The sequence below is a fragment of the Christiangramia aquimixticola genome (assembly GCF_048285835.1).
Taxonomy (GTDB): Bacteria; Bacteroidota; Bacteroidia; order Flavobacteriales; family Flavobacteriaceae; genus Christiangramia; species Christiangramia aquimixticola.
This window is the reverse complement of sequence record NZ_JBLVTL010000156.1, coordinates 1-320: the sequence shown is the minus strand read 5'-3', so window position 1 is coordinate 320 and position 320 is coordinate 1. Positions and strand designations below refer to the sequence as shown.

1 protein-coding gene is annotated in these 320 nt (G+C 46.9%); it reads left to right on the top strand.

All coding sequences use genetic code 11. From position 1 onward, the window contains the following. Positions 1 to 21: 21 nt before the first annotated feature. On the top strand, positions 22 to 320 hold a 299-nt coding region (locus ACNKXV_RS13920; RefSeq protein WP_417908319.1), incomplete at its 3' end, for a glycoside hydrolase family 3 N-terminal domain-containing protein.

Here is a 320-nt window from a genome sequence, read left to right as displayed (position 1 = left end):
ACTCAAAGGGCCGTGGCTTATATGAAGGGACTTCAGGAAAACGGCATCATTGCCAACGCCAAGCATTTTCCGGGACACGGAGATACGGAGACGGACAGTCATTATGCTTTGCCTGTAATCAAACATGCCGAAAAAAGAATATGGGACATTGACTTGTATCCTTACCAAACACTCTTCAGGGAAAATCTCATGTCCGTCATGGTCGCCCATCTCAATGTCCCAAGTCTGGATAATGGCGCCAATATTCCAACCAGCCTTTCCAAGCCCGTGGTGACCGACTTGCTTCAAAACCGAATGAATTTCCAAGGGCTGATTTTTAC